Source organism: Shewanella woodyi ATCC 51908 (assembly GCF_000019525.1).
Classification (GTDB): Bacteria; Pseudomonadota; Gammaproteobacteria; order Enterobacterales; family Shewanellaceae; genus Shewanella; species Shewanella woodyi.
The window spans coordinates 5,181,771-5,202,228 of sequence record NC_010506.1 but is presented as its reverse complement, the minus strand read 5'-3'; the positions used below and the strand labels follow the sequence as shown (position 1 = coordinate 5,202,228).

Annotated in this window: 16 protein-coding genes and 1 pseudogene; 10 read left to right on the top strand and 7 right to left on the bottom strand. The window is 42.2% G+C overall.

Annotation, left to right across the window (positions count from 1 at the left end; genetic code table 11):
- Window positions 1–85: 85 nt before the first annotated feature.
- Window positions 86–679, bottom strand: coding sequence for a hypothetical protein (locus tag SWOO_RS22015; RefSeq protein ID WP_041417829.1), 594 nt, complete (start codon window positions 677–679; stop codon window positions 86–88).
- 397 nt (window positions 680–1,076) lie between these two features.
- On the opposite strand from SWOO_RS22015, the gene SWOO_RS22010 reads away from it, so the two are divergent.
- From SWOO_RS22010 to SWOO_RS22000, 3 genes are read left to right on the top strand one after another with little or no spacing between them, the layout of a single operon-like run.
- Window positions 1,077–2,051, top strand: a complete 975-nt coding sequence (locus SWOO_RS22010) for a ferritin-like domain-containing protein (RefSeq protein WP_012326873.1) — start codon at window positions 1,077–1,079, stop codon at window positions 2,049–2,051.
- 11 nt (window positions 2,052–2,062) lie between these two features.
- Window positions 2,063–4,165, top strand: coding sequence for a LodA/GoxA family CTQ-dependent oxidase (locus SWOO_RS22005; protein WP_012326872.1), 2,103 nt, complete (start codon window positions 2,063–2,065; stop codon window positions 4,163–4,165).
- 13 nt (window positions 4,166–4,178) lie between these two features.
- The gene (locus SWOO_RS22000; RefSeq protein WP_012326871.1) at window positions 4,179–5,297 is read left to right on the top strand and encodes an NAD(P)/FAD-dependent oxidoreductase; all 1,119 of its coding nucleotides are present in this window, start codon (window positions 4,179–4,181) and stop codon (window positions 5,295–5,297) included.
- 73 nt (window positions 5,298–5,370) lie between these two features.
- On the opposite strand, the gene SWOO_RS21995 is transcribed toward SWOO_RS22000, so the two are convergent.
- On the bottom strand, window positions 5,371–7,035 hold the full coding sequence (locus SWOO_RS21995) for a SulP family inorganic anion transporter (protein ID WP_012326870.1): 1,665 nt from the start codon (window positions 7,033–7,035) through the stop codon (window positions 5,371–5,373).
- A 357-nt stretch (window positions 7,036–7,392) separates the two neighbouring features.
- Between SWOO_RS21995 and SWOO_RS21990 the strand changes: the two genes are divergently transcribed.
- On the top strand, window positions 7,393–7,797 hold the full coding sequence (locus SWOO_RS21990; protein ID WP_012326869.1) for a hypothetical protein: 405 nt from the start codon (window positions 7,393–7,395) through the stop codon (window positions 7,795–7,797).
- A 145-nt stretch (window positions 7,798–7,942) separates the two neighbouring features.
- Here the strand turns inward: SWOO_RS21990 and SWOO_RS21985 are convergent, their stop codons facing one another.
- Together SWOO_RS21985 and SWOO_RS21980 are read right to left on the bottom strand one after the other, a co-directional pair.
- A complete protein-coding gene (locus SWOO_RS21985) occupies window positions 7,943–10,033 on the bottom strand; it encodes a hypothetical protein (protein WP_220388002.1) in 2,091 nt (696 codons plus the stop codon).
- Between the two features lie 529 nt (window positions 10,034–10,562).
- Complete coding sequence (locus SWOO_RS21980) at window positions 10,563–11,450, bottom strand: LysR family transcriptional regulator (RefSeq protein WP_012326867.1); 888 nt, start codon at window positions 11,448–11,450, stop codon at window positions 10,563–10,565.
- Between the two features lie 340 nt (window positions 11,451–11,790).
- Here SWOO_RS21980 and SWOO_RS21975 point away from each other — a divergent pair, with 340 nt between their 5' ends.
- On the top strand, window positions 11,791–12,114 hold the full coding sequence (locus SWOO_RS21975; protein WP_012326866.1) for a zinc-ribbon domain-containing protein: 324 nt from the start codon (window positions 11,791–11,793) through the stop codon (window positions 12,112–12,114).
- 3 nt (window positions 12,115–12,117) lie between these two features.
- On the opposite strand, the gene SWOO_RS21970 is transcribed toward SWOO_RS21975, so the two are convergent.
- Both SWOO_RS21970 and SWOO_RS21965 read right to left on the bottom strand, forming a co-directional pair.
- Window positions 12,118–12,513, bottom strand: coding sequence for a Rossmann-fold NAD(P)-binding domain-containing protein (locus SWOO_RS21970; protein ID WP_229377261.1), 396 nt, complete (start codon window positions 12,511–12,513; stop codon window positions 12,118–12,120).
- Window positions 12,514–12,810: 297 nt separating this feature from the next.
- Complete coding sequence (locus SWOO_RS21965; protein WP_041417827.1) at window positions 12,811–13,041, bottom strand: NAD-dependent epimerase/dehydratase family protein; 231 nt, start codon at window positions 13,039–13,041, stop codon at window positions 12,811–12,813.
- Between the two features lie 452 nt (window positions 13,042–13,493).
- Between SWOO_RS21965 and SWOO_RS21960 the strand changes: the two are divergent.
- The 3 genes and pseudogenes from SWOO_RS21960 to SWOO_RS21950 form a co-directional block, all read left to right on the top strand.
- Window positions 13,494–13,928 (top strand): annotated as a pseudogene (locus tag SWOO_RS21960) (peptidylprolyl isomerase); the annotation flags it as partial.
- 364 nt (window positions 13,929–14,292) lie between these two features.
- Window positions 14,293–15,225, top strand: coding sequence for a transporter substrate-binding domain-containing protein (locus SWOO_RS21955; protein ID WP_012326864.1), 933 nt, complete (start codon window positions 14,293–14,295; stop codon window positions 15,223–15,225).
- 4 nt (window positions 15,226–15,229) lie between these two features.
- Window positions 15,230–17,620 carry a putative bifunctional diguanylate cyclase/phosphodiesterase gene (locus tag SWOO_RS21950; RefSeq protein ID WP_012326863.1) on the top strand — a complete coding sequence of 797 codons (2,391 nt, stop codon included), beginning with the start codon at window positions 15,230–15,232 and terminating at the stop codon, window positions 17,618–17,620.
- A 79-nt stretch (window positions 17,621–17,699) separates the two neighbouring features.
- On the opposite strand, the gene SWOO_RS21945 is transcribed toward SWOO_RS21950, so the two are convergent.
- The gene (locus SWOO_RS21945) at window positions 17,700–19,088 is read right to left on the bottom strand and encodes an aminotransferase class V-fold PLP-dependent enzyme (protein ID WP_012326862.1); all 1,389 of its coding nucleotides are present in this window, start codon (window positions 19,086–19,088) and stop codon (window positions 17,700–17,702) included.
- 275 nt (window positions 19,089–19,363) lie between these two features.
- Here SWOO_RS21945 and SWOO_RS21940 point away from each other — a divergent pair, with 275 nt between their 5' ends.
- Complete coding sequence (locus SWOO_RS21940; protein WP_012326861.1) at window positions 19,364–19,966, top strand: hypothetical protein; 603 nt, start codon at window positions 19,364–19,366, stop codon at window positions 19,964–19,966.
- Between the two features lie 86 nt (window positions 19,967–20,052).
- Complete coding sequence (locus SWOO_RS21935) at window positions 20,053–20,430, top strand: GFA family protein (protein ID WP_012326860.1); 378 nt, start codon at window positions 20,053–20,055, stop codon at window positions 20,428–20,430.
- Window positions 20,431–20,458 lie beyond the last annotated feature (28 nt).

Sequence of the window (20,458 nt, the reverse complement as noted above, 5' to 3'; positions counted from 1 at the left end):
CTCCAATAGAAATAAATAGGGCCACCCACAATAATAAATAAGGCCACCCACAATTGATTTATTGTGGGTGGCTGCTTTTACTTTCTTAATCTGGCTGCGATTTTGAATCAGTAAAGGGACTAGGTTTTTCACGTTTTGGGGTAGTGACTTTAGAGTGCCACTTTAGCTGTAGTGCGGTTAGTCCCAATGCAAGCAGATAGAGGATAAATGATAAGCCCTTGTCGTACCCTTTTGGGACGAATAGGGTGTAACCTGATGGTTCTAGTAACACTTCAAATCTTGAAAAACCGTTCCTTCTTGCTTCACCTATTGCATTCCAATGATCCCCTGTCTGAATCATCCCCATTGAACTGGTGACCGCTTCCCCATAAGTCGGCAGTTGTACTCCTATTATGCCATGACCAATGATAGCGACACTAAAGAGTATGGCTGCTAACTTGAGACCTAGCTTTCGAGTTTTAAGGGGATAGATAAGGATTATGGCGCTGAGGTTGGTAATAATTGCGATCTCTCTGCCGTAACTATCTAAGCTGTTAATTTCGAATGTTTCACCAATAGCCTTGAAGACATAAAGAGATTGAGGTAGTTGAAACAGCAATGACATTATCGGTTGTAACAACATAAATGCCATAAATATCAGTGAGAAATGAGTGATGTTTTTTTTAGTTTCTGTTTTCAAAGCTACCTCATTTCTATCGTTGTATTTTTTAATGAATTCTAAATTAGTTCTGTTTTGTAGCGAATTATACCTTTAGGCTCGCCGTTAACAAGTTTTTAACTCTGATGCGGCTGTGTCTGTGTCGGTTTTTTAGTGGAGGATAACCTGAATTCAAGTCGTACAGGTAAGTGTTAGGAGTAACAAGTGTGTGGTTTTGTTCATAAACAGATCTTGGGTGTAATGCGATGTAATACTTTTTTGATCCTAGGGGCTCTAGTATTTTTACACCGCTATCAGTGGCGCTGAGAGAGTTTGAACTTAGATCTCATTTAAGTATTAAAGCTTGTTGTAAATGGTATTGGATTATAAATGATAAGTCGTGCTTTTTTAGTGTCCTTAAATATAGAGATGGAGTCTCATGAAACAAGAACACTTAGATTGGGCTACAGCACACTTTAATACTCACTTACAAGGTGCTGTAGATTTAGAGCTTTGGACTATCCCCTATTACATGTCAGCCATGTACTCGATTAAAGATCGTAGCTCGGACGCATATCAGCTTATTAGAACTGTTATTAATCAAGAGATGTTGCACCTGCAGAGTGCAGCTAATATTGCTAACGCATATGGGTTGTCACCAAAAATTACACCTCCAACTTATGAAAAGAACAAAATTCCACACCTCAACATGAGCTTTAACCCTTCATCAATTACTGAGCCATATATGAACCATAGTTTTGATATTGGGCCACTTGATGTTGAGCGCGTTAATGGGATGTGCCTAGTGGAGTTGCCAGATTATGGGGTAACAGATGAGGAGCTGATTCTAGAGACGATAATTGATCAATACAGCAGTATTGGCGCATTTTATCGAGCGCTGAGTTTTGGAGCTAAGGCGTTAAAGAGTGACATAAAAGGCGGAGTAAGGCAGGTGGATGCCTTCTCTGCATTTTATCGCAACATGCCTAATATGACGATCACTGAGTCTGGAGAGTTAGGTATTAATCAAGTGGATCTGTTAATTGAGCTTATTACCGACCAAGGGGAGGGACAGTGTAAAGATGGCATAGAGGTACCGGTAGTATTTCAAAATACAGCCGACGACATAGAGCCTGAGATTGATCACTTTGAAAAGTTTAGGCAGATCAAAGAGAGCGGCAAACTCCCTGAAACCTATTCTGTTAAAGATCCCTGTGACTATACAGAGGAGGATAAAAAATTAGAGCAGATCCTTATTCAGCAATTTGGTGAATTAACCAAACTACTTCAAGCTCTGTTTAATGGTGATAATCCGCAAAACTTCTTCCCTGTAATGGCTGGCGTAGGTGCTGCTATTACTAACTGCTGGAAACATGGGGTCACACCTAAGTACAGCAAAACTAATCAACTTTAAGGGAGGCTGCAATGAACAATATCGTATTTAGGGTACACCCAACCGTTAATTTTGCTCGCTTTGGTACCAGTGAGGAGTATATTCTTTCGCCCGAAACCAGTGCTGGACTGCCTCAAAAGGAGAGCAATGTAACCGGTGGTCTTCCTATTAAAGAGGGAACTGATAACACGCCTATCACCAGTAAAGATCTGCGTGATGAAGACGGTAACTTAAAGAAGCAAGCTGCCCGTTTTCGTATCTATGCCTACGAAAAACAGAGTGAGGCCACTTACCCCGATAACAACGGCCTTAAAGACAGTAAAGGGGCTGATATTGAGGTAACTATCGGTACCAAGTTACCTGATGGCCGCACAGTGACAGACCTAGTCTGGTCAAGTCACCTAGCCAATAAAAAGGCTGCGGTCTATAACGTGGTTAATAACAAGGGAATTAAGGCTTATGCCGATGGCAAAGTTCCGCAGTTGCGTAACCCTGAAGTGCATGGGGAGATAGATGACCCTTCACGACTTAATGTCTTGATGATTGATGCCGGACCAAGGGCTATTCGTGCCTCAAGCAATGAAACGGCCAGTTTTAGTCGCTGCACAAAAGCTTCGTGTGTCAAAGGCTGTGCCCAGATAGAGCCGCTACCTAATTATCCGATCCGCTTTCCTGAAGATTATAATGATGAGCTTTATGAGCCTAATGGTCCATTAAATACCTTAGGTGAGATGCTCACCGATGATCAGGGGCGTTTGCTGGTTTTGCCTAGTACAGGTAATGCAGTGGGCCAATATGATGAGTATGGTGTGCCGATACAGATGACTGGCGATCTTAATAATGTTGGCTGGTTTGATTCTGCCGCCGACGGTCCCGTTAATGTCACGCTTGTCTTTGATGATGGTAGCACCGAAGAGGCGTTCGGTGCCTGGGTAGTCTGTGGGGATCCCGCTTATGCGCCGCAGATACGTAATGTTGTCTCAGTGTGGGATGATGTTTATGACATGTTTGTGAGAGATTTAAGCTTACAAGATAACCTCTACTGCAAAAAAAGTGGTGAGTCAGAAGGCAGTTATAAAGAGAGTTACAAGCCAAACTTTGCCGAAGATATTAAACCTATTTTTATCGCCTGCGATCTGCAGCGTTGGACTGCTAACTTGCCACCTATGGCATTGCATGCTCACAGTGCTGTCATGAATATTACAGAGCAGAACGACCCAAATGAAACCATTATGGCGGCGCTCAATTTTGTGAGGAACCCCAATAAGGATGAAACAAATATAGGTGCCCCATTGATGCCTCTATCTTTAGGTGCCGCAGGGACGTCCTTTATGACGGTCACTAAAACTCAGTACTTTATGTTGGAGCAGTGGAGTAAAGGCCAGTTCACTAAAGGGGACGAGAGTAAGCTCTCTGCCGGTGAGCGAATTGATATGGCGTCAATGGCAAACTGTCTTGGTGGTCGCTACGTGCCGGGTATTGAGGTGAGCTATACCATTATGGATAGGGAGATCTATATTCAGGATTGGAAAGAGTCAGGTTCTGGACCATTTCGAATCAAACATGATGCTGCAGTATTAGGGTATAACAATCTACAGAAAGATATCCCCTATCTCACTAGTGGCTGGATCCCTCTGCACGACATGAGAGATGGGCTGCAACCAGGTGATATCTCTAAGTTCATGGCAACCCCTTGGCAGACGGATTACAACTCTTGCTCTATTCACGCCACAGCAATTAATACCGATGGGGTGAATAAAAGCAACGGCGCAGAATCGACCTTGTACTGGTCATGGCCTGCACAGCGTCCTGATGCGGTCTATGTTGCAGAGGAGGTGTTTAATAATGTACTGCCGAAACAGCAGTGGTCTATTCGAGGACCGGGAACCTACGCGATAAACCCTGCCGCGGCAGCCACCTTTCAAGATCCATTACAGTCAGTTAATGACTGGCATAAGATAGGCTTCATTATTCAGGGCTCTAACGTGGAGATAGGTACACAAAAGTTCTCTTCTGAGCTCTACCTTGAAGTGCAGAGCCAACTTAGCAGATCTGGTGATGCAACGGATCCGGTACCAGCATGGCCATTTAATGCTAATCAACCAAAAGCAAAGCGAAAGTGTTCACATAAATAGAGCTGGTAGCCTCATGATAAATACAAAATATGATGTGGTTATCTTGGGAGGTGGCCCCGCTGGTTTGGCGGCGGCCATCGCTATTCGAACTAAGACTAATGCATCGGTCCTGCTGGTAGATAGGCAGAATAAAGGGGAAGTTAGAGTCGGTGAAAACTGTCCTCCTGAGACTGTGCTGCTATTAAAACAGCTAGGGGTTGCTAAGGAGTTTTATCGTGGTGGCCATCAGACTTGTCCTGGGTACGCCTCGGTTTGGGGGCGTGATACACCTGGCTATAATGATTTTATTGTCAATCCTCAGGGACCGGCTTGGCGCCTCAATCGTCAAGCTTTTGATAAAATGTTAGCCGATAGGGCTGAGTTATGTGGTGCTCAAATATCTTGGTCTACGCGCTTTATCGATGCGCAAAAACATAGTGATGAGTCGGAAGGATTCATTCTACGTTTAGTTAAAAAGTCGGAAGATAAAGAGTGTAATGTTCAGGCGAGGTTTGTTATCGATGCCACTGGGTCAACTGCCAGTTTTGCTGGGAAGTTGGATATTAATAAATCTGTCGATGATGAGCTTTTTGCCACCGTACGTTTTTCTACTTTAGCCCATGGTAGAGGCTCGAAACAGATCCAGTTAGAGGCCTTTGAGCACGGCTGGTGCTATCACGCACTCCTGCCAGCGGAAAAAGTGGTGAGCATGGTCGTGACCGAGAAAAAGCATCTCGCCACTCTTAGAGAAGCTGAGTTTCAGGGATTTAATGATCTACTGCAAAGCACCACGCTCATAGGGCCTAGCCTTGCCAAGCTGGATCTAGAGCAATCCACTTATCACACTTATTGTATTCGCTCTGGTGTTCTACCAGCAGCAGAGGGCTGTAATTGGATGGCGATTGGTGATGCGGTTGCGAGTTTTGATCCGATTGCGGCTCAGGGGATATATAAGGGGCTTAGTCACGGGCTGCAGGCAGGTGAAAAGGTGTTGAGCTGGTTTGAAAATAGGGAAAATAGCCAGTTAAGGTTTTCACAGCAGGTAAAGAGCCAGTATGGCGATTATCAACGTAATCGCAGCCATGTTTATCACCTTGAAAATCGCTGGAGTAATGCGCACTTTTGGCTTAACCGTCAGCATTTACCTTTATAGTGATTGGTATAAAGCCCCGATATCTCAAGGTGTCGGGGCTTTTTTAATCGCGAAATTGGTCTGTATTATTTTCTTAGGACTGAGGTTGTTGACTCGGCCCCACGTGGTTAAGTGCAGCTTGTAATGCTTCATAGCGGAATAAGAAGATGTTCTGCTGTGGTAGCGAGTCAATCACATGGAATTTATTTAACTGCTTTTGCGTTTGTTGGTTTGGACACAATAAAAATACTTCACAATTTGTGTCTTGTGCATCTTTGATGGCATTTTCTAATGCTAAGCCCACCGTGACATCTATCATAGGCACGTCTGTTAAATCTAAAATCATCGCCTCATATTCACTGATGCTATTATGCTGACGAGATATCGCTTTTGAAACACTGAAAATCATGGGGCCAGACAAGTAAAAGAACAGCACTTTGCCTTTAGCTTGATCCAGTAGATCGCTCTCACTTTGGGTCAGTGGTACTGTGTCTTGGTCTGCATCGCTGATGGCTTTGACTTGACGAGCTTGTTCGCGGCTAAGACGTTCAATAATAATGATGTTTGAAATAAACACCCCTAAACCCACTGCGACAATCAGGTCGACAAATACCGTAAGCAGCATGACGCCATACATGATTGCCATGCCAGCAACACTGACTTTATGAGCGCGTTGAATAAAACTCCAATCCAAAATATTAAAGCCTACATACATAGCAATACCAGCCAGAACTGCCATTGGAATGGGTTCGGTTAATCCACCGGCCACTAATACCACTAAGGCCAGTACGAGTGCGCGAGTGATGCCTGAGACTGGCGATCGCGCCCCCACTTGGATGTTAGTGACTGTTCCCATGGTGGCACCTGCACCAGGTAGCGCGCCAAACAAACCTGCTAACATGTTTGCTAAGCCTTGACCGCGTAGCTCGGTATCTGAGTCGTGCTCTTTACGTGTTAATGAGTCACCAATCACGGCAGTAAGCAAGGTATCAATACAACCCAATGTGCCGAGCACTATGGCGTCGATAATCATGGTTGTGAAAATTTCACTATTAATATGTGGGATAACTAAAGAGGGGAGGCCTGCTGGAATTTCGCCAATTCGGCGGATGCTGTCACTCTCAAAAATGATGACTGACAATAACGTCACACTTATTAATGCTACCAGCTGCGCTGGCACGTATTTGCGGTATTTTTGCGGAAATAAAAACAGGGTGACTAAGGTTAATATTCCTAAGAAAAGCTCTTTAAAGTCAAGGTTGAGTAAGGTTTCTGGTAGTGCGCTAAGTGTGCCCATCACCCCACCTGCAGGCGCAGCATGACCTAAAAGCGGTGACAACTGTAAGATGATTAAAATGATGCCAATGCCTGACATAAAACCAGATACCACACTATAGGGCATCAGTGTGACGTATTTACCTAATTTGAGCATGCCCAGTAAAAATTGGAATGCCCCTGCCATCATCACAATAGTGAATGAGATGGCGACACCAGATTCTGGATATTTGGCCACCATGGTGGTCAAAATGGCCGTCATGATCACAGTCATAGGGCCAGTCGGTTCTGAAATGAGTGTCGAAGAACCGCCAAATAATGAGGCGAAAAAACCAACTAAAATGGCGCCCCATAACCCCGCTTCTGCACCCGCTCCAGATGCCACACCAAAGGCGAGCGCCAGTGGTAATGAAATAATGGCGGTAGTGACACCACCAAATATATCCCCTTTAAGACTGACATCTTGAAAGCGTTGGTTAAGCAAAGCGAGTACCACCTTAAATCATTAGCAACACATAAATTTTGCTGCATTGTATAGCGCTTCTACTGGTGTGATCAATGTTGCAAATCTAGTTGTTTTGCCAAGCTCGCGTTATAGGCGTTGCTTATTGCGCTGAATATTATCTTTTTCTTCATCTAGCAGATTTTTAGACTTTAGAAGTAGCGAAGCAGAGCCTAAAGAGCTATGACAAAAGAGAAAAAAGCATAATGTACACTTTTGTTCTTCGTTAATATTGGTATCGGCTGCTTTATGTTGAAGGATTTAATATTAGCCTCAGGTATCTTGATTATAATTACTGGCTAGATTACGTCATTTAACAGTAAAAAGGGCTGTGTCGTCATGGATAACCTTAGTTCAAACTCGAGTCGTAAAAAGCCTTGGATCGCTTTTGGTGTCGTCCTATCCATAGTGGTGCTTTTTTTAGGGCTGCTAATGATGATGCCAAAGGGGTTTAAAGCCACCCACGAAGAGATAGGTACTGGCAAGCCAGCCTTGGTGTTTGTCTATGATCCTAATCTGGCTGTGAGCCATACTCAGACAGAGCAGATGAATGAAGCTCGAGTGCATCTTGGTGAAAATGTTCACCTTCTTCTCGCCCGAGTGGGCACTCCAGAAGGAGAGCAGTTGATCGCTACTCATCGAGCGGGCCCCGCCGAGCTGCTACTTTTCGATTCATCAGGAAGTTTAATTAAAAGGCAGTTTGCAGTAAAAGGTGCTAACGAGATTATCCACTGGGTACAGTAACTAGTAAGTTAGCAGGTGGGAGTTATCAACGCGTTCAATCGAATTTTTGTGCTCTCTAGCTTGGAGATGATAGGTCATTGAGAGATAAGTAGAGAGGCTCGTAGAGCCTCTCTATAAATTGTTTTACTAAGTATTCAGCTTAAGGTTATTGAGGGAACCTAAAACGAAATGCATTTGAATCAAGTGAGTTACTATTTGAAAACTCTCCGATCCAATTGTCCTGAGCTCTAGATTCCCACTTGCCATTTTTGTAGATGAAACTGAAACCAGCACCGTAAGCGGCCCAATTTGTATTACTAATGGCCATTGCTGCAGGTCGTCCTTGAGGATCGAAGAAGGCATAACCGTTATATCCACTCCAATCTGTGCCGCCAACAGCCCCAATGGTCCAGTTTTCGAGTGAGTTAATCGTTCTACCATTGATCCCTATTGCTACAGAACCATCATTGAAGCGTATCGCTTGGTTGATACCGTTTCCATAGGTAGCGAAGCCACAATCACGGGCATCAATATTACCGCCATCCGATAACCACTGGCCGTATTCAATGACACCATCTTTTATGCAACCATGTGCCCAAGAGCTGTAGTTCCACCACTGTCTCCAATCGGTGTAGTCATTACGTGTGATCACATTTGAAATCGTTGCAACTTCTTTTGTTATATGAGCCAACTCCTTATTTTTAAGCGTGTTGAGTGTAGGGTTGCTCCCTAGGATAACGGAAGGGTTGAAACCATTTAGATCTTTTTTGAACGCCGTATCTTGCTTAAGCCTTACCATATCGACTTTCTGGAAGTTGTTTAGCGTCAGTGGTGGTTGAATCACCCGTTCCCATGCGGCAATAGCTTCGCTTTTGGTGATCTTTAGTTCATCGAACATTCTTCTTGTTCTTGCGGTACGTGCATTGAGAGTCGCGTCTCTACGGCGACGCATATGTGTTGATACTTCTGGTATTGAACCTAACTCGAGATCTTCTGGAATATTTTCTGCTGCGTATTGGCTGCTGAAGGCTGTGGTAATTCTTTCAATACCGTCCAACCTAACTTGATTCCAATCGACATCTTTGAAGCCTGCAACACCTGCGGCTGTGGCATATTGGAAGTATTTGAATAAACCATCTGTTGCTATCCAAGTCCCCATATACGCGGCTGCTGCACCATATGAACTGCTCGCGTATTCGGAAGTCGTGGCATTTGCAGGTACTGGATGCCATTTAGCATAGGAACCATAAGCTTGGTTGCCTAAATATGCCCCCAAACCACAGTTAATAGAGCTAGATAGTAACGCCCATTTTTGTCCACCTAAGTAGGGCATAAGAGAGCCTGGATGCGAAGTCGGCAGTGAGATGTAAGTGCCGCCGTCAGCATAGCGAGCAAATTCACCGACCATGCCATTTAGTCCACCCCATATAGCGGTATCAGCGACTTTCAATGGCCAAGCCGCTGCTGAGGCGTTATTTGCATCTGCTACTTTTTGAATCATGGCATTGGTGCCAATGGCACCGACAAACATCAATAGGCCTAGCTCTTCTCTTAAGGTTCTTTGGGTTAAGTGGCCTAAGTTCAGTGTATCTGCAAGTATGTTGCCGACTCTGGGCATCGCTCGAAGAGCATCGTTGATTCTTTGACCATCACCAGCATGGCTACCTGGGAATCCATGAGTCCACTGGGCTCTTTGTAAAGTGTAATCGAAAAAGGCCCAAGCTAATGGTACAGCAGTTCCCTGAGCGGCATTAAATAGCTCCTGACTTAATGATGAACCTCCAATGACATGGTTATAAACATCCTGCCCCAAGCCGATGAGGCCAAATGATCCTGCGGCGCTTAATGCTGTACCTGCACCAGCACGACAGAGCCCCCTAATTAAGTTATTTTGAAATGGATTTGGAATACTCGGTCGAAATGCATCGCCAGTGATGGGATCTACCGAGTATTGATGGTGATAAATGGTATTATTTTGTAACGCGTAGTTTGTCGCAAAAATATCAACTTCGTTTTCTGTTAGCTCAGGATGTAAAGCATGTACACTTTCATGAATGATTACTGAGCGTAGATCTGTTTTATCATTAATTCTATTAGGATTTATCGTGATTTTTCCATCGTGATATATAGCCTTAGCATTCTGATATCCCTCTTCGGTGATCTCTCCAAAGTTAAACTCTATATCTTGTGTAAGGGATAGCAGTTTGTAGTTTGAGTCTGCTTCTTTTGTGTTTAGTGTTTTAATTATATTTTTCAAGTCACTTTCTTGAAGGTTACTATCAAGAGGCATATAGGAATTTGCCCAAGCACTCTGAATATTTAATATCGATATGGCTACCAGAGATAGTTTCATTTTTTTTGAAAGTATAAACATCTATAAACCCTTATTCTAAATGTAAACTGGATATTTTACCGAGTGGTAACGGGTATATGTGACAATTAACCCCACCGGAAAACAGTGTTTTAAATAAATATAATGATGAAGATGCAAGCTTGCTGTTAATTACACTACTCTCTTATTTTATTTATTGATATAGAGTGGTTATATTTTTAAATAAAGATACTTTTGTTATAGGTGGTTGTTATTAATGGTAAATAGTGACTGGTTGAAGATAAACTTATTGTTGAATAAGTTTTACTCATCAAACAGTGTGGGTAATATGAGGTTTGAATTTAATAAATGTGGTTTTTAACTGGCGTAAGAACGTAATTATACTATCAAATATATATTATACTTTATTATAAGTTAGTATTTTTAAGGTATTAATTTTATGCAAGGAAGATTATTAATTTATGTTTTTTATAATGAAGTTTTTTAGAGCCGATGCTGCAGGAGATAAGGATTTATTTTTGAGCTGAACGATCCCAGTTTGACGCATCACAGTAGGAGTTTTAAGCGGGATAAATCGTAGTTTTTTGTTATTCTCAGGGAAGGCGAACCAAGGCAATGTGGTGATCCCAAGTCCAGCTTCTAGCATTGCAATTAATGAGATCATAGTAGAGATGAATAACTGTGAGTCATTTAGTAAAGGTTTTGCTTCCGTGTCTTCTAGTAGGCGTGAAGTTCCATTTCTAATCAACTGTAGCTTACGCAGTTCTCTCCAGTGCAGCTCAGTTTTTTTTACAAGGGGATTGTTTTTATGGCATACAACTCCGAGTTGATCTTTCCATATTGGCGTAAATCTAATATCAGTATGCTCATTTTTATAGGGTAAGCTAGATATACCAATATCGACTTGCTGTTTTTCAATTTTTTTCAACACGGCCTCCGAATTATCATCGTACAAACTTATCTGAAGTTCTGGAACATCATTAATAAATTTTGATAGTAAGTCGGGTAACATTCGACTGGAAATAGAGGGAACAGAAGCAAGGCGCAAATGCCCGGTTTTATGCTCACACATTAACTCCATATCAAGAGCTAGATTATCATGATGAAAAATAAGCTCTTTTGCTTTAGGTAAAAAATATTTTCCGAAAGGAGTTAATATTGTACTCTTGGTATTCTCCTTTTCAAAAAGGGCTGTGTCTAACTTGTTTTCCAGTTCTCGAATTGATAATGAAATTGCAGGCTGAGTTCGGCATGCTTTCTTTGCTGCAGCATGAAAGCCTTTTAACTCTGCAACCCAAATAAAGTGGCGTAGTTGGGTCATTTTGAATTCAGGTAATGACAAGGACTATCCCTATTTTGGTATGTTAATATTTTTTTGTAACAGAACACATTAAAGCATGTTACCTATAATATCTAAAGTTATTTACATTTGGCTTGTTAATAGTGCTTATTTATCAATTGGAATATAAATATTGGTAAATTAATCGTAGTTTTTCTCATTTTATCTAGAGCTAAAATCCAAAGGGGCAATATGATGAGAGGGCGAATTAAGGAGGTAGACTGTATCTTTATGATGGTTTATCGATTGCCAGGCTCCTTGGTAAGTTAGATATTTAAAGTCTTTTCATATCTCTCTATACACAATAAGCTGTCCTATTAGAGAGATTAGATGGAGGGAAGGGATGTTTTTTCTTGCTGGCATGGATAAGAAATATGAGCCAATAGAACCACCAATAAGTTGTCACTGCTCATTTTGTGGTGTGAATCGAGAGTGGGTTTTGTATAAAGAAACCGAACTCGCTTCGCTATTTTTTATTACCATTTGGCGTTTTACCCCAGATTACTTATTGGTGTGTGGTAGCTGCCAGTATCCGATGAAACTGCCCCGTGAACTGGGAAAGCAACTCGCTCTAGACAGTTCCCAAATCACGGCGAAGCAGGATGAACTTGCGAGCTTAGTCGCGGAGCACCAAAAAGTGAATATCACCACTAATCGTGAGAGTTAACTTTCAATTTAGATTAAATAGCTCATCGAGTCGGTAATATTGCAGCTTGTTATGAGCAGTTTGGTGTAGTGCGATATGGCACATTTTTGAGGCGACCTGTTCGCCTGTAATTGGGCGATATTTACTGAGTGCTGGCAGTTTACATATAACAGGCAGTAGGGTGCTTGCGAGCTTCTCACCTAAGCGAAAATCTGCGCGTTCACCTAAGAGCAGTGAGGGCTGAATGATGCTGGTTTGAGGGAAGTTAAGCGCTATGACTTTGGCCTCAAGTTCACCTTTCATCTTCAAATAGCTGCCATTACTGTCAGGATTTGCGCCGCTGGATGAAACCAATAGATACTGGTTTACGCCACCAGACAAGGCCAGCTTTGCTGCTCGATACTGATATTCGACGTCCACTTGCCGTTGCTGCTTGATTGAGCCTGCAAGTTTTAAGGTGGTATTTAATACCAATCAGTATAAGAAGTTGATCTACTCAGAGCGTCTTTTGGCAAACTAATTCAAGGCGAATGGATGATAGAATGGTTGTTCCCTTGTGAGTTCATTCAACGAAGAAGTAGGCAGCCAAAAACACTCCTTACAGGCGAGTTTTAGCGGTGCTGATTCTGCGTTAACGAGCTTAACCGTAGAATAACTATGCTCTTCACTCGTTGCCTTGCCTCAGAACCGCTAAATTCTCGCTGAGCGATCAAATCTTTATATTGATTGGTATAAGCCGGAGAAAAAAATATCGCCTTTAAAAGCGTTGGCAAACTCCTCGAGCTGTTCGAAATCAACCACTTTATTTGTTACCTTGTCTAGGTTGTAGTCAACAGGTCTGCGAGTTAAGGCGATGACCTCCTCTATTTGGTTGTTAAGGGCTAAGTGGTTAACTAATGCTCGCCCCACAACGCCTGTTGCACCTAGTACTATGGCTATTTTTCCCATGCTTTGAGTCGCTGATGTCAGTAATGTCTATGGTGACTATCATACGCTTTTATCAGGTATACTTAGTCCCTATTTTCCACATAGATCTTTAGCGGTCGAGATAAGATAAACGAGTTTTTATGATCATTTTTACGACTAACTTAGGCAAGATTGAGATAACACTCGATTTTGAGCGTGCGCCAGTTATACCAATCAGTATAGATAAGTGAGCTACTCAGAGTTTTTTTGGCAAACTAGTTCAAGGCGAATGGATGATGGAATGGTTATTCCCTTGTGAGTTTATTCAACGCAGAAGTAGGCAGCCAAAAACACTCCTTACAGGCGAGTTTTAGCGGTTCTGATTCTGCGTTAACGAGCTTAAACGTAGAACAACTATGCTCTTCACTCGTTGTCTTGCCTCAGAAGCGCTAAATTCTCGCTGAGCGATCACATCTTTATATTGATTGGTATAATCTAAGAACTTTTTGAGGTACTGCGAAGATGGCTTTTATGAAGGCACCATTTTCCATCGGGTGATCAAAGGGTTTATGGTGCAAGGTGGCGGTTATACTGCCCAGATGCATGAGAAGCCGACTCGGGCTGCAATTGTTAATGAGGCCAATCGAGGTTTAAAAAATACGATTGGTACGCTGGCGATGGCACGAACCGATGCGCCTCACTCGGCCACTGGAGAGTTTTTCATCAATTTGGCTGATAACGCCTTCCTAGATCACACTGCGACGACTAATCAGGGGTGGGGCTATGCTGTTTTTGGTAGAGTGACCTCAGGGATGGATGTGGTTAACAGGATGGCGAAGGTAAAGACCTGCTCGAAAGCTGGTCATGATGATGTACCCCAAGAAACGCTTATTATTGAGAAAGTGACTGTTATCAAGCAGACCTCTTAATCTTGTTTTCTTTATACCATTCCGCTCTGCTATGCCAAAGTCCAGAGTAACTACACTCCCCTTTTATCTATTTTTAATACCGACTGTTTTTACATTAATTTTGAACTCATAAATTATCTGTATAACAGATCGGGTAATAGGTTAATTAAAAGTGTGACAATGAACGAGGTTGTTGCATTTTTATTTCAGATTGTGAAGCTGAATTTGTTGCTTTAGAGGTCATCACCTTTGCTGAGTTTTTGTTCCTGATTTTTCTACTTTAAATGTCGAAAACGAGAAGAGATATCGTTGTAAATACGAGCTTGAAATGTATACTGCGTGCGAAATCTGTTCGGTGGTTTAAATAAACAAAGAGATATTTATAATGCGATTTTTTGCTCAATCTAAGTTAATCACAAAGTACCTGTTGATGATCTTCTTGATTGGCAGTTCGGGTCAACTTTTAGCGCGTGATCTTGATGAGATTAAAGCTGAAGGAGTACTTCGACACATTGGTGTGCCGTATGCCAACTTTGTGGCTAAGTACACCGAAGGAAACAAGGTTACTCATAGTGGTCTAGACATTGAGTTGATGCAAAATTTTGCAAAATATCTAGGGGTAGATTACCAATTCATTCCTGCTACTTGGACAACGGTTTTCGGCAAGTTAACAGGAGTAAATGGCCAGTTTGTCGACAACAAAGTCGTGTACTCTTCACCTCAGCTCATTGAAGGTGATGTGATGGCTCATGGTGTGACGATTTTAGATTGGCGCAAAGAGATCATTGATTTTTCCGATGATTACTTTCCCTCTGCAGTATGGTTAATTGCCAGAACCAGTTCAGATTTAATACCGATCAAACCCAGTGGTTCACTCACTGAGGATATTATCGCGGTTAAGTCTTTGATTAAAGGGCGTGATGTATTGGCAATGAAGCAGTCATGCTTAGATCCAGATCTATATGATCTTTATCTCACTCAAGCTAATGTGATATTGCCGACCAAGCAGTTGCAACTTAATGAGATGGTGCCAGCTATGTTGAATGATGAAGCTGAAACCACGCTATTAGATGTTGCTGACTCCTTGATTGCACTGGAGAAGTGGCCAAGTGAAATTAAAGTGATAGGACCCATCTCTGAAGAGCAGAGAATGGCTATGGGGTTTCGTAAAGATTCTCCCAAGTTAAGGAAGGCGTTTAATCAATATTTAAAGCAGATCAGGGCTGATGGTAGCTTTAACGAACTGGTGAAAAAATACTATCCAAGTGCTTTCCACTATTACAACAATTACTTTTCTCAGGCGATAACATCGCAGTAGATCTATGAACATAAAGAAATGGTTTAACAGTAAAACTGCCATTATCGTTGCTGGCATCCTTCTAACCGCTTATCTATTTTTAATTTTGACCGTGACAAACCTAGGTCAAAGCAGGCTAAAAGAGTCACAGAATAACGCATTAGATTTAAAGATCAGTAATTACACTGATAATTTAAGTTTCTTCTTCGATGTGAGTCAGGAGAGTATTGGTAATCTTGCCAATAATAGGGCAATAAGTGCCTATTTTTCCAATCTTGCGGCTGGTATGTCGATGCAGTACGGACTAGGTTCCAGCCTGTTTAATCTTAGACAAACCATCAATAGCTTTGCTCAAACAAGCAAGATTGATAACCATCAAATCTATCGAAGGCTTCTCGTTGTGGGGTTCGGTAAAACGGTGATTGCCGATACCGAGCTAGATTCTCCCTTTGATATGAGTCAGATCCCCATGGCTGCGATGGAGAAGGTGGGCACTAAGATATTGATGTTATCGACCCCAGAGGGGCCGGTTATTACTTTGCTGCACACGATATATCATCAAGATAAACCTGCAGGAATACTGATTGCCGAGATAGATAATAATGTCGTTATTCATCAGCTTTCAACTCAAGAACATAAAAGTAATGGCAGCTGTTTGAAGTTAGTTACGCCACTTGGGGAGATCTTGGTCTGGGATTCACTTAAACCTTTGACTGGGCTGAATCCTATCTTGAAATTTACGCCTACCGAGCCATTTAGGGCCAGTACAGCGTTTAATCCTGGAAAGGCACAAAGTCACGATAATATTTCATCCCATAATATCTATTTTGAGAAAGAGGTTTCAGGCACGCCCTTTAAACTGACCAGTTGGTTTGAGCCTGTTAATGAGCAGGATATCTTCACATCTGCTTGGTTTATTGCGGGGATCTCTCTGCTTGCCCTACCTGTGATGTTAGGTTTGTTGTATCTGATGAGGGTGAATAATACTAACCTGGTACTTCAGACTCAGGTTGCTTCTGTCTCTGAGCAGCAGCAGAAATTAACCAATCAGAATGTCCTGTTACTTGAGGAGGTTGATAAGCGTAAAGCCTCAGAGAACAAGCTTGCCTATCAAGCGACCCATGATGAACTGACAGGTCTTGCTAATCGAACGCACAGTATGAGTCGGCTTGCTCAGTCCATTGAGTCTGCTCAGGTTAATAACACTAAGGTGTTAGTGATGTTCCTCGATCTGGATAATTTTAAACAGGTCAATGATACCGTAGGGCATCATGCGGGAGATGAGCTGTTAAAACTCACCAGTAAGCGCCTATTAAACTCAGTACGTAATACCGATACTGTGGCGAGGTTTGGTGGAGATGAGTTTCTTATCATTATTCCTGAGCTGCCCCATCAAAATATGGCAAAGATGTTGGCGAGTTCAATACTGACGCTATTTGAACAGGCATTTAAGATTGAAGGGCAGGAGTTTTTTGTCTCAACCAGTATTGGTATGTCTATCTATCCACAAGATGGTGACACGGCTGCGACACTGCTTAAGAAGGCGGATACCTCTCTCTATCGAGCCAAGGATGCAGGGCGTAACGGTTTTAGTTTTTATAACGACAGTATGAACCAAGATATTCAGCGTAAGTTGACCTTAAATGTCCGTCTGCACCAAGCGATAAGTTTGGATGATATTGAGATCTACTATCAGCCCATTTTAGACTTGGCGAGTCGTAAGATTATTGGTGCTGAGGCATTGATGCGTTGGACCGACAGTGAACTTGGGGTTGTATCACCGGATGAGTTTATTCCACTCGCTGAAAAGAACGGCTTGATCCATAAATTGGGAGATATTGTTCTGCAGCGGGCGTGCTCACAGGCAGCGAGTTGGCAATCTATCACTCCACTAAAAATGGCGATTAACTTCTCCAGTGTTCAGTTTCGCTATAGTGAGCAGTTGCAGGCAAGGATCGTTGAAGTATTAGCACAAACAGGCCTTCCCGCTGACAAACTCGATATGGAGGTGACAGAGAGCCTGTTAATCGATCAAGAAAGCGGATTGATGACCATGCTGGCTTACTTGAAACAGCTGGGAATTGAGATGTCGATTGATGATTTTGGTACTGGTTATTCAGCGTTAAGTTATCTGCAGAAGTTCTCGTTTTCGAAGTTGAAAATTGATCGGGCTTTTATCAATAAGATGGCAAGCAGTAAGTCCGATAAAGCGCTAGTTACCGCAATTCTTGCTATGGCTAAATCGCTAGAGATGAAAGTGGTAGCGGAGGGGATTGAGGATGAGCAGCAGGCGCAATTCCTGCAAAGCCACGGCTGTGAGTTTGGTCAGGGCTATCTGTTTAGTCGTCCAGTCACTGCGGAGGCATTTACTCAGCTCTTGATGGAGCAGGAGAGCTTAGGCGTCGCGACCGCTTAATTTTTATTGATATCACTTCTAATAAAATGGCCTTGAAGCTCTCAAGGCCATTTTTCTATCTAATGTAAGTTATGCCTTATTAAGCCATGTTGCGATAAAGACGTTTCATCGCTTTAACTAACCCAATTACATCATCTTCATCGTGGAAAAGGTGAGTCGAGATGCGGATGGTTTGGATTTTTTGCATATCATCTTTCTTGTTATAGAAAGAGGTGGTACGGACTATGTAACCATACTCCTCATGCAGACGATCGCGGAATTGGGTTAACAGTTCGCCATCATGTTGATCGTAGAATGGGTTAAACGTTGTTAGGCCACTTGATAGCTCACGGATGTTCGGCGCATAGAAGTTTGCATAGGGGAAGGTATCAAACAACTCCTGTTTACAAAGCTCACTTAGATCCAGCACTCGCTCCTCAATTACATCTCTGCCAATCTCCTCCCACATAGCACAAGCGTCAGCTAAGGCTTGCTTTGCTGGGTAGTTATCTTGGCCGATAGACTGGAATCTAGCCTGTATAGCGGTAGAGGACGAAGATGAGTTGATGCACCAAAGCGGTGTTGGACGATCGTTCCAAAACTCAGCTAAGCGTTGCGCGTTATCGCGAATATATAAGATGCCAGTTGCACCTGGGCCACACTGCCATTTGTGACCCGCACCTGAGTAAAAGTCACAGTCGATATCATGGAAGTTCAGGTTTAGCATGCCAGGGGTGTGGGCACCGTCGATTAAAGTAGGAATACGATTAGGGATCGCCACTTCTTTACAGATGCGCTTAGCAGGTAAACTGGTTCCTGTTGTATAAGTTACATGAGAGAAAACGATCAGACGAACGCGGCTACCGTACTCTGCGACTGCATCGGCAAATGCATTAACAAAGTCATCTTCAGATACTTGGTTTTCGCCTGTATATACAGGGATCTCAACCTCAACCACTTCAACATTGTAGCGCTCACTTACATGTTTAAGTGGAATGGTTGCACCTGGATGCTCGTGGTGAGTGGTTAAAACGACATCCCCCTCTTCAAACTGGAGGCCATTGATGATTGAGTTCATGCCATCAGTCGTGTTGCGGCTCAAAACTAGTTCATGCTCATCGGCCCCGAAACCAGGCGCGACCTGCCTAGCTAGCTCAATGGTTGGAATGTTGCTCTGCCAAGGATTGGCAGAGATCATCTCATTAGTTTTAGCATAAGATTTTAAAATGCTCTTTGGCATAGAGCCTGATGTACCTACGTTCATGTAAGTTGTGCGCTTGTTTAGCACAAACTCTTTACGCACTTTTTTCCACAGTTTATGGTCTGAATTATGACCTCTAAACTGGGTAGGTCCTAGCTCATCTGCTTTAGCTGCTGCGACCGATGGAAACATCATAGTACCAGCCCCTGCCAGTACTAAGCCTGTAGATGTTTTTAAAAAACTACGGCGGTTTAAACCTGATGCGACATCTTTATTATCGTTATTCATACTACTTCTCAAATTAAATGATGACTGAATAAAATTGTTTCTTTAGGGTAAAAAAAGCTTAATGCTATCAAGCTTATGTTGAGCGTTTTTAATATACATTCATCGGTGATGTTATAAGTTATAAAGAGTTAAAATCGTGATGAATAACACAGTTGTCGTACCCCCTTATTAAGAGAGCACTAAAGTATTAACTTTTGGAGAGGGATTTGATGTGGCATATTGGTTAACACACCTTTATTTAAGTGGATGGTTTAGTTATAAAAAGGAGTCTTTTAATGGAAGATATTGTTGATTCAGAGAAAGTAAGAGCCGAGATCGAGGGCCAATCAATTATTGAGGAATATAGCAAAATAGTGGATGCTCCACTATTTCATGTCTCCTTAAGTAAGTTCTGTATTATGTTTGTCATGACATTTGGCCTTTATCAACTTTATTGGGCATTTAAACAGTGGCAAGCGTTAAGAAACTTCTATCAATTAGATGCTTGGCCTGTGGCCCGTAGTTTTTTTTCTATCTTTTTTACTCACTCTCTTTTTGTTTATATAACTGAATATATAAAGGAAACAGAAAGGGAATACAGTTGGCATCAAACTGGTTATGCGACCCTTTATGTCTTCTTAGTTGTGGTAGGTTCCCTTTTTTCTAATCTTATCGATGAGGATAGTACTAATATACTGCTTTGGTCCTTGACCTTTGTCATACCTATGATGGTAGTGTTACCTCTGTATAAGGCACAGAAAGCAATTAATTTTGCTTTGGAAACAGTTAGTTATTCAAGTAATGATAAGTTAACATTATTTAATTGGCTTTGGATTATTCTTGGTACTGCATATTGGGGGTTAATAGTATTTAGTCTTGTTATTATTGCACTAGGTTAATGTTATCAAGTGTACCTTCATTGAATATTTTTGAGAAAATAATGGTATAGGCGGCCAGTGTTCAAATTCCAAAGAGGGGAGAGTAGATGGAATTAATGTGTCATTGCGGTAATGTGAAGATCAAGGTGGCGAAACCTCCCACTACATTGACCTCCTGTAACTGCTCCATCTGTCATCGTTATGGTGCCCTTTGGGGTTATTATAAACCCGATGAAGTTCAGTTGACCTTTAGCGCTGATTCACTGGGAACAAGTATGCCATCTGCTAAGCCTTATCGTTTTGGTGATGAATGCATTGAGTTTTTCCATTGTCAAAAGTGTGGCTGTTTAACTCATTATTTGACCACAGATAAGGTGCCTGAGCCAAAATATGGGATTAACTTTCGTATGGCCCCTAGGGCTGAAATGGCTGAGATTCAAGTTAGGCATTTCGATGGTGCAGATAGTTGGACTTTTTTGGACTAGCACTTTCAATTATTGACGCTTTTAAATG